Here is an 8,582-nt window from a genome sequence, read left to right as displayed (position 1 = left end):
AAAGCGGGGCTGCGCCCCGGCTTTTGTCCTTCAGGGGCGCGGGGAACTGCGCGCTCAGCCCCCACCGGCCGTCCCGGAACACACCACGTCAGACGCCCCGCCCCCGAGAGGCACCGTAGGCGCCGTCGAAGCGAACCGTTACTTCTCGGCGGGCGTGTCAGGGCTGGGGACCAGTCCCCGCTCCTCCGCCGCCTCGGCATCCACCTCCACGTCCCCCTTCACGTCCCCCTCCGCGGCAGCGGCCCGCCGCCCGGTGGTCGCCCACGTGGCCACCGGCTCCGTGTACCGCGCCGTAAGCGGCCCGATGATGACCAGGATCAGCACATACGCCGTGGCCAGCGGCCCGAGCCTGGGCTCGATCCCGGAGGTGACGGCCAGCCCGGCGATCACGATGGAGAACTCGCCGCGCGCCACCAGCGTGCCCCCCGCCCGCCAGCGCCCCTTCGCGGAGATCCCCGCCCGCTTGGCGGCCCAGTAACCGGTGGCGATCTTCGTACCGGTGGTGACCAGGGCCAGCGCCAACGCGGGCAGCAGCACCGGCGGAATGCTCGCCGGATCGGTGTGCAGCCCGAAGAAGACGAAGAACACGGCGGCGAACAGGTCGCGCAGCGGCGAGAGCAGCCCGTGCGCCCCCTCCGCCACCTCCCCGGACAACGCGATACCGACGAGGAACGCGCCCACCGCCGCCGAGACCTGGAGCTGCTGGGCCACACCGGCGACCAGCAGGGTCAGACCGAGCACCACCAGCAGGAGCTTCTCCGGGTCGTCGCTGGAGACGAAGCGGGAGATGTGCCGGCCGTAGCGCACCGCGACGACGAGGACGAGCCCGGCGACGCCGAGCGCGATGGCGAGCGTGGCGCTGCCCGCCGCCAGACCGGCACCGGCCAGCAGGGCGGTGATGATCGGCAGGTAGACCGCCATGGAGAGGTCCTCAAGGACCAGGATGCTCAGGATCACCGGAGTCTCACGGTTGCCGAGCCGGCCCAGGTCGCCGAGGACCTTGGCGATGACACCGGACGACGAGATCCAGGTGACTCCGGCGAGGACGACGGCGGCCACCGGGCCCCAGCCGAGCAGCAGTGCCATCACCGCGCCCGGTACGGCGTTCAGCGCGGCGTCCACCAGGCCCGCCGGGTACTGGGTCTTGAGGTTGGAGACCAGGTCGGTCGCCGTGTACTCCAGGCCGAGCATGAGCAGCAGCAGGATGACGCCGATCTCGGCGCCGATCGCGACGAACTCCTCGCTGGTGCCCAGCGGCAGCAGCCCGCCCTCGCCGAAGGCGAGACCGGCGAGCAGATAGAGCGGGATCGGGGAGAACTGGAAGCGTCCCGCGAACCGGCCGAGCAGCCCGAGGCCGAGGATGATCGCGCCGAACTCGATCAAGAAGACCGCGGATGAATGCACGTGTCACTCCCTTCCGAGTATGGTCGCGGCCGACTCCACGCCCTCGCGGGTGCCGATCACGATCAGGGTGTCCCCGCCCGCCAGCCGGAAGTCCGGCGTCGGCGAGGGGATGGCCTCGGCGCGGCGCAGCACGGCGACGATCGAGACACCGGTCTCGGTACGCATCCGGGTCTCGCCCAGCAGCCGCCCGTTCCAGTACGAGACCGACGACAGCTCGACACGTTCGGCCACCAGGCCCAGCTCGGTCGTGGACAGCAGGCTGGGACTGTGGTGGGCGGGCATGAGCGCGTCGATCAGCGCGGCGGACTCCCCTGCGGAGAGCCGGACGGACAGGGCGCAGGCGTCCGGGTCGTCCTTCCGGTACGCGCTCAGCGTCCGGCCGCCGTCCCGGTGCGCGACGACCGAGATGCGGCGCTGCTCGCGGGTCGTCAGGTCGTACCGCACCCCGATTCCCGGCAACGGCGTACTGCTGAGGCGTGGAGTGCCCATGACTGGTCCCCTGTCCGATGTCGATCTGTGAGCCGCATTCACCCTACGGCGGGCTGCGACATCTCTTCGTCCGCAGGCGTGTGGGGGCTGGTCGCGCAGTTCCCCGCGCCCCTAAAAAGCGGGGCTGCGCCCCGGCTTTTGTCCTTCAGGGGCGCGGGGAACTGCGCGCTCAGCCGCACCGTCAGTCGGTCACCTCGACCTTGCCGTTCGCGGTGGCGGGCGGGGCCGCGACCGGCTCGGCCGGCGCCGTGATCCTGCGGAGCAGCCCCGGCAGGTCCACCCCGGTCGTGGAGCCGAGCAGCTCCACCCCCTGCGCGACGTTGTCCGCGACCGTGCGGGACAACTGGCTCGCCCCGTCCGTCGAGATCACCGTCATCTTGTCGATCGCGCTGAGGGGCTCGGACGCCTTGGCAACGACCTCCGGCAACACCTCGACCAGCATCTGCAGCACGGCCGCGTCGCCGTACTGCGAGAACGCGTCCGCCTTCTTGCGCATCGCCTCCGCCTCGGCGGCACCCTTCGCGCCGATCGCGGCGGCCTCGGCCTCACCCTCGATGCGTACGGCGTCGGCGAGCGCGGCGCGGTGCGCCTTCTCGCCCTCACCGGTCAGCCTGGACCGCTGCGCGTCCGCCTCGGCCTGCTTGACCAGGGCGACCTTGCGGGCCTCGGCCTCCTGCTCGGCCTGGTAGCGGGCGGCGTCGGCCGGCTTGCGGACCTTGGTGTCCAGCTCGCGGTCGGTCAGCGCGGCCTGCCGCTGGGCGACCTTCTCCTGCTCGGCGAGGACCTCCTGGCTGCGCGCCGCCTGGGCCAGCGGACCGGCCGCCGAGGCGCGGGCCGCCGCCTCGTCCGTCTCCGCCTTGATCTCGGCCGTCTTGAGCGCGAACGTCCGCTGGGCGATCGCGATCTCCTCCTCGGCCTTCAGGCGGGCCTGCTCGGCGGCGCGCCGGGCCACCGCCTCCGCGATGTCGGCCTCCTGCTTGGCGCGGGCGGCCTCGGGGCGGCCGAGGTCCTCCAGGTAGGAACCCTCGGTGGTGATGTCCTGGATCTGGAAGGCGTCGAGCACCAGGCCCTGCCCGGACAGGCTCGCCTCGGCCTCCTCCGCGACCTGCCCGGCGAACGCGGCACGGTCCCGGATGATGTCCTCCACCGACATCCGGCCCACGATGGACCGCAGCGCGCCCGAGAGCACTTCCTGGGTGAAGCCGACGATGCCGTTCTGCTGCATCAGGAACCGCTGGGCGGCGGCGCGGATGGAGTCCTCGGTGCCGCCGACCTTGACGATGGCGACGCCTTCGAGGTTCGCCTTGACGCCGCGCAGCGTGACCGCGCCGCGCACCGAGATCGGGATGTGCCGGCTGGACAGGTCGAGGGTGAACTTCTGCTGGACGAACGGCACGACGAAGACACCGCCGCCGACCACGACCTTCTGTCCGCTGTTGTCGGTGACGACCCGGCCGGTGTCCGGGTCGGTGGACCTCTTGCCGCGCCGCCCGGTGACGATGAAGGCCTGGCTGGGCCCGGCCACCTTGTAACGGGTGACGACGACGAGCGCGAGCAGTACGAGGAGTACGACGACTCCCACGACCGCGACGAGGACTGGACTCATGCTGGATTCCCCCCTTTGCCACCCCCCAGGCGGCAGATCGGTACGGGTTGTCCGTACGGGTTGTCCGTACGGGACATCGGTACTGGAACCGGTACTGGATGTCGGTACGGGTGTTCAGCGCTGGACCGGGCGGACCGTCACCGACGTCGGTGACAAGGACTCCTCGACCCAGATCTCGGCGCCCCGGGCCACGGCTTCCGGGCTCTTCGCCGCGAGTTTCACCGGCTGCCCCGCGAGATGCACGAGCACCTCGCCGTAGCCGCCGACCGGGATCGGGGTGACGACGGAACCCGAGCTGCCGACGAGGTCGGCGCCGCGCGGTGTGGCGGACGGCTCATCGCGCATCAGGGCCCGGCTCAACCGCCAGGTCAGCCAGCCCGCCCCGGCGCCGGCCCCGGCACCCACCGCGGTGGCGGGCCCGGCCCCGAGTCCGGTCGTGCCGAGTACGAGCGCCCCGCCGAAACCGAGCATCGACACGAACCCGGCGATGACCGGCAGCGAGAGCAGCCCGTCGAAGAGTCCGTCCAGGAAGCCCGCCCCGCCGAAAAGCCCTTCCAGTACGCCGTCGAAGACGAGCGTCAGGAGCAGCAGCACGATTCCCGCTATGCCGAGACCCAGAAACAGAGTCATGCGATCCGCCTCCCCCGCTGGTGCCGATCACCTCGATCGACTGGCATTCTGCCAGTTTCGTACACATGTACATATTGCCGTGACCCGGCAGTCTTTACGCTTTCTTGATGCCGCATCGACACAGTGGGCGCGGGTCGCGTCGGGCCGATACACCCGCCCGGCATCAAGAGCGCGTAAACACTGCCGGATTCCGGCAATGCACCGGGCTCCCTCCCCGGGGCACGATGGTCGGGCGGAAACGGGGGAGCCCACGGGGGAACGGATAGGGGCCCCGGCACCGGACACCGTCAACGGATGCCTGGTGCCGGGGCCCCATCCCCTTGCCCTCCCTTGCCGTATCCCGGCAGCGAGCCGGGCCCTCGCCGCACCGCTCTCCTCCCGTATGCGCTAGAAAGGCGTCGACGGCTCAGCGAGGGACCGGGGGAGCGCATGGCGGGGCAGGACATACCCGAGGAGTACCTGGACGGGTACGCCCGTATCCTCACGGACGCCTCCGCGACCGGCCGCCGGCTGACCCGTGACGAACTCGAATCCCGGCGGGCGCTGGGCAAGCGGGCCGCCGAGGCGGGGTTCGGACTGCGCGCCCTGGTCGGCGCACACCTCACCGCCGCCCGCCTGCACTGGCCGGCCACCGGCGGCGAGAGCACCCTCGCCGCCGTCGAGCAGGCCGTCGACGCCTTCGCCGAGGGCTACGAACGGGCGCAGCTCCTGGCCGTACGCCAGGAGGAGGCCGCGCGCCGGGAGTTCATCGACGACCTGCTGCACGGCCGCAGCGACCTGGGTCTGCTCGCCGAACGCGCCGAACGCTTCGGGCTGCGCCTCTCGCACGCGCACGCCGTCGCCGTGGCGCGGGGCAGGGCGGGATACGGCGAGGGCGACACGGTGCCCCGCGAGGTGGAGCAGGCGCTGATCGCCAGGTTCGGCGACCGCAGTGTCCTCGTGACCACCAAGGACGGACGCCTGGTGTGCATCGCCCCCGGCGACCAGGACGACGTGCTCTCCTTCTTCGCCAAGCAGGCGTACGCGGCCACCGACGGCGGGCAGGTCGCCATCGGCCGCTCCCAGCCCGGGCCCGGCGGGGTCGTCCAGTCCTACGAGGAGGCCCTGAACGCCCTCGACCTGGCCGAGCGCCTGGAGTTCGACACACCCGTGCTGCGCTCCGCCGACCTGCTCGTCTATCCCGTCCTCACCCGGGACCGGCAGGCCATGGCCGATCTGGTGGTCAGCGCGCTCGGGCCGCTGCGCGCGGCCCGCGGTGGCGCCGAACCACTCCTCGGCACCCTCACCGCGTACTTCGACTCGGGCTGTGTCGCCGCGGAGGCCGCCCGGCGGCTCTCACTGAGCGTCCGCGCGCTCACCTACCGGCTGGCGCGCATCCACAAACTGACCGGGGCGAACCCGGCGGACCCGGTGCACCGGTACACGCTGCAGACCGCGGTCATCGGAGCGCGGCTGCTGGACTGGCCGCAGAAGGACTTCTGAACCCCGCCCCCCTCAGTCGTCATCCTCGTCGCTCTCGTCGCTCTCGTCGCCCTCGTCCGCCGTTCCCGCGGCGGGTGCCCCGGTGTCCGACCCCGGCCTGCCGGACGCGCCATCGGTCGGCCCGGCGGAGGGCCTGGCGTCCTTCGAACCGTTCTCCGTGCCGGTGTTGTCCGGCGAAAACATCGACATGCCCGCGAGCACGGCCAGCACGAAGAGCACGACACCGGCGAGGATGCCGAACACCCGGGGCCGCCGGCGGACCGCGGCCGCGATTCCGCCACCGGTGCCTCCCCCGCCGGCGGGCCGCGCCCGGCGCGAGGGCGCGGAACGGGCCGAGTGCGACGCGGGGGCCGAATGCGCCGAGTGCGACGAGGGGGCCGTGCGGGCGCCACGAGCGGAGCGCCCGGCCGGACGCGCGGTGGTCGGCGGCAGCCGGTACGTCGTCGGGGCCCCGTCGGAGGACCCGGCCCCGGCCCCCGTTCCCCCTCCCGCTCCGGCTTGCGGTGGCCCGGACGCGTACGACGCCTGGGCTCTCGGCTGCTGACCCCTGGACTGCTTGGCTCTGGACTGCTGGGTTCTCGGTTGTTGGGTTCTCGGTTGTTGGGTTCTCGATGTCGTCGTGGGCGTCGGCGGTGTGGCCACCGGCAGCGGTTCCGGCCTGCCCTGCCAGGCCCCCGTGCCGAACCAGTCCGCGACCGCCTGGGCCGTGGGCCGGTCCTCGGGCTGCTTGGCGAGGAGGCCGAGGAGGTAGTTCTCGAAGGCGGGCGGCAGTTGGGCACCGCGCTCGCGGGGCGGCACCGGCGCCATGTCGATGTGCTGGTGCAGCGTGACCGTGGAGTTCTCGGCCTGGAACGGCGGTCTGCCGGTGAGCAGTTGATAGAGCACGCAGCCCAGGGAGTACACGTCGGAGGCGGCCGACGCCGGGCGGCCCAGGGCTCGTTCGGGGGCGAGATAGAGGCTCGTGCCGACGATCTGGCCGGCCGTGGTGAGCGCGGACGACGGGTCGTCGACGAAGCGGGCGATGCCGAAGTCGCCGATCTTCACGGTGCCCTGGGCGTCCGCGAGGAGGTTGCCCGGCTTGATGTCCCGGTGCACGATCCCCTCGCGGTGCGCGGCGGCGAGCCCGGCGGCGGCCTGGGCGGCGACGGTGGCCACCCGTTCCGCGCCGAGGGTGCCGGACGCGGTCAGCTCCTGGGCGAGGCTACGGCCCTCGACGAGTTCCATGACCAGATAGAAACGGTCGTCCCAGGCGCCGAAGTCGAAGACGGCGACGACGTACGGATGGCTCAGCCTCGCCGCCGTCTGCGCCTCAAGACGGAACCGTGCGGACGACGCGCTGTCCGCCTCGTCCCCCAACAGCAGTTTGACGGCCACGGTACGGCCGAGCACCTCGTCGGTGGCCTGCCACACCTCGCCCATCCCACCGCGGCCGATGGACGCCTGCAACCGATACCGCTCCGCGACGAGCACCAGCGAATCATCCTCAACACAGCAGAAGGCCAACACGACGACCGCGAACGGCACTTCAGCCTTGCGGAAGCGCGCAGATGGGGGGACTCGCAGTACCCACAGCCTACCGATCCCACGACCCCGCGAACGCCCTGCGGGCCGCGAGGGGGTGCGCTGGGATGTCGGGTGCGGGTTGGTTGTGGCTGAGCGCGCAGTTCCCCGCGCCCCTGAAAGATGAAAGGCAGGCGCGGGGAACGGCGCAATCAGATGGGTTCCGCGCGGACCATCACGCAGTCGAATTCCACGACCCGGCCCGTCGCGGGGTCGCGGGTCACGGGATACATCCCGGTGACCCCGAAGCCGGCCGCCTCGTACGCGGCGACAGCCTCCCCCATCGCCGGGCTCCCCTCGTACAACCGCAGAGCCGCCACCTCGGACTGCATGCCGACGAACTCCGAGATCCGCTCGCCCGCCCCGGCGAACACCTCCATGTCGAAGCCCTGCGTGTCCATCTTCAGATACGGCCGGGGGTCCTCGACCCCCTCAAGCGCCTTCTGCATCACGTCGTCGAGCCGGCGGATCTCGATCTCCTCGGTGCGCCCCTTGGCGAACCGCCGGTAGCGCTCCTTGCCGTACTCGCTGGGCGGCAGCAGGGAGTTCATGGATTTCCAGTCCACGTAAATGGACTGCACGGCCTCCTCGCGTCCGAGCGCGAAGTTGTACACATGCCAGTCGGGATCGTTCTCGGCGGACTTCTGCAGCTTCTCGAAGGTGGCCGAGACGGGCTCGAACGACACGATGCGTCCCGTGTAGCCGAAGCGTCGCAGGCCCTTCCCGTACTGGCCACTGTTGGCCCCGACGTCGAACACGCAGTTCACGCGGTTCAGTTCCAGGAGCGCGGCCACATGCTGCGTGCACAGATAGTGGGCGGCGGCGAGCTGGAACTCCCGTTCACCGTCCGCCGGCACCGGCTTGTCGAGGAGCAGCCGCGCGCCGGCGTCGCCGAGGGGAACACTCTTCGTGCTCCGCTTCGTGGCCCCGCGCGCCACCACCCAGGTGTCCGCGCCGACGTCCGTGACCGCGTACCGCCCCTTGCCGCGGGTCACCAGATCGGCGCCACCGCCCACGGGCACGACGGTCCGGTCGCCCCGCCGGAACACCAGGGAGGTACCGGGGCCCAGATCGACCACCTTCACGCCTATCCGGGGAAGGATTCCGAGCACTCTTCTGTAAAAGGTCCGCATCCGGCCAGCCTCGCAGAAGTCGTCTCCGATTCACCGGCACTTCACAGAACAAATTTTCGCGCGAGACCGGCCTCGTGGCGGTCGAGTCGGTCGAGTGCAAAGGCCGCGAGTTCACAGGCCGCTCCGGTCACGCCGGGCTCACCCGGTCGGCCCGGTGCGCTGGTGGGAGGTGCCGCGCGATGGTGCGGTGGGAGGGAATCCCTGTCGTCGGAAGCCGTAGGAGGCATCCGTGCTGAACCGTCCGCCCCACCGCCACCGGCGTACCGCCCCCACCCTGG

7 protein-coding genes are annotated in these 8,582 nt (G+C 71.5%); 1 reads left to right on the top strand and 6 read right to left on the bottom strand.

The annotated features are described in order from the left end of the window. Window positions 1-138: 138 nt before the first annotated feature. From AOK01_RS38035 to AOK01_RS38020, 4 genes are all read right to left on the bottom strand, one after another. Entirely contained in the window at window positions 139-1,404 is a 1,266-nt protein-coding gene (locus tag AOK01_RS38035; protein WP_055519892.1) for a cation:proton antiporter, read from the bottom strand. A 3-nt stretch (window positions 1,405-1,407) separates the two neighbouring features. Further along, on the bottom strand, window positions 1,408-1,893 hold the full coding sequence (locus tag AOK01_RS38030; RefSeq protein ID WP_055519890.1) for a cation:proton antiporter regulatory subunit: 486 nt from the start codon (window positions 1,891-1,893) through the stop codon (window positions 1,408-1,410). Window positions 1,894-2,074: 181 nt separating this feature from the next. Continuing rightward, a complete protein-coding gene (locus tag AOK01_RS38025) occupies window positions 2,075-3,499 on the bottom strand; it encodes a flotillin family protein (RefSeq protein WP_055519887.1) in 1,425 nt (474 codons plus the stop codon). 114 nt (window positions 3,500-3,613) lie between these two features. Continuing rightward, window positions 3,614-4,129, bottom strand: a complete 516-nt coding sequence (locus AOK01_RS38020; RefSeq protein WP_055519886.1) for a hypothetical protein — start codon at window positions 4,127-4,129, stop codon at window positions 3,614-3,616. Window positions 4,130-4,558: 429 nt separating this feature from the next. Here AOK01_RS38020 and AOK01_RS38015 point away from each other — a divergent pair, with 429 nt between their 5' ends. After that, complete coding sequence (locus AOK01_RS38015) at window positions 4,559-5,611, top strand: PucR family transcriptional regulator (protein WP_055519885.1); 1,053 nt, start codon at window positions 4,559-4,561, stop codon at window positions 5,609-5,611. 12 nt (window positions 5,612-5,623) lie between these two features. On the opposite strand, the gene AOK01_RS42185 is transcribed toward AOK01_RS38015, so the two are convergent. After that, entirely contained in the window at window positions 5,624-7,081 is a 1,458-nt protein-coding gene (locus AOK01_RS42185; RefSeq protein WP_079104079.1) for a serine/threonine-protein kinase, read from the bottom strand. 242 nt (window positions 7,082-7,323) lie between these two features. After that, window positions 7,324-8,256, bottom strand: coding sequence for an FkbM family methyltransferase (locus tag AOK01_RS38005; RefSeq protein ID WP_245702587.1), 933 nt, complete (start codon window positions 8,254-8,256; stop codon window positions 7,324-7,326). Window positions 8,257-8,582: the final 326 nt, after the last annotated feature.

The sequence above is a fragment of the Streptomyces aurantiacus genome, from assembly GCF_001418335.1.
Classification (GTDB): domain Bacteria; phylum Actinomycetota; class Actinomycetes; order Streptomycetales; family Streptomycetaceae; genus Streptomyces; species Streptomyces aurantiacus.
Note: the sequence above shows the minus strand (reverse complement) of the source record. Positions and strands in the feature narration are given on the sequence as shown.

Excerpts from the sequence above, each read along its gene's own strand:
- AOK01_RS38030 (WP_055519890.1), bottom strand. The coding sequence starts at position 1,893 with ATGGGCACTCCACGCCTCAGCAGTACGCCGTTGCCGGGAATCGGGGTG.
- AOK01_RS38025 (WP_055519887.1), bottom strand. The coding sequence starts at position 3,499 with ATGAGTCCAGTCCTCGTCGCGGTCGTGGGAGTCGTCGTACTCCTCGTA.
- AOK01_RS38020 (WP_055519886.1), bottom strand. The coding sequence starts at position 4,129 with ATGACTCTGTTTCTGGGTCTCGGCATAGCGGGAATCGTGCTGCTGCTC.
- AOK01_RS38015 (WP_055519885.1), top strand. The coding sequence starts at position 4,559 with ATGGCGGGGCAGGACATACCCGAGGAGTACCTGGACGGGTACGCCCGT.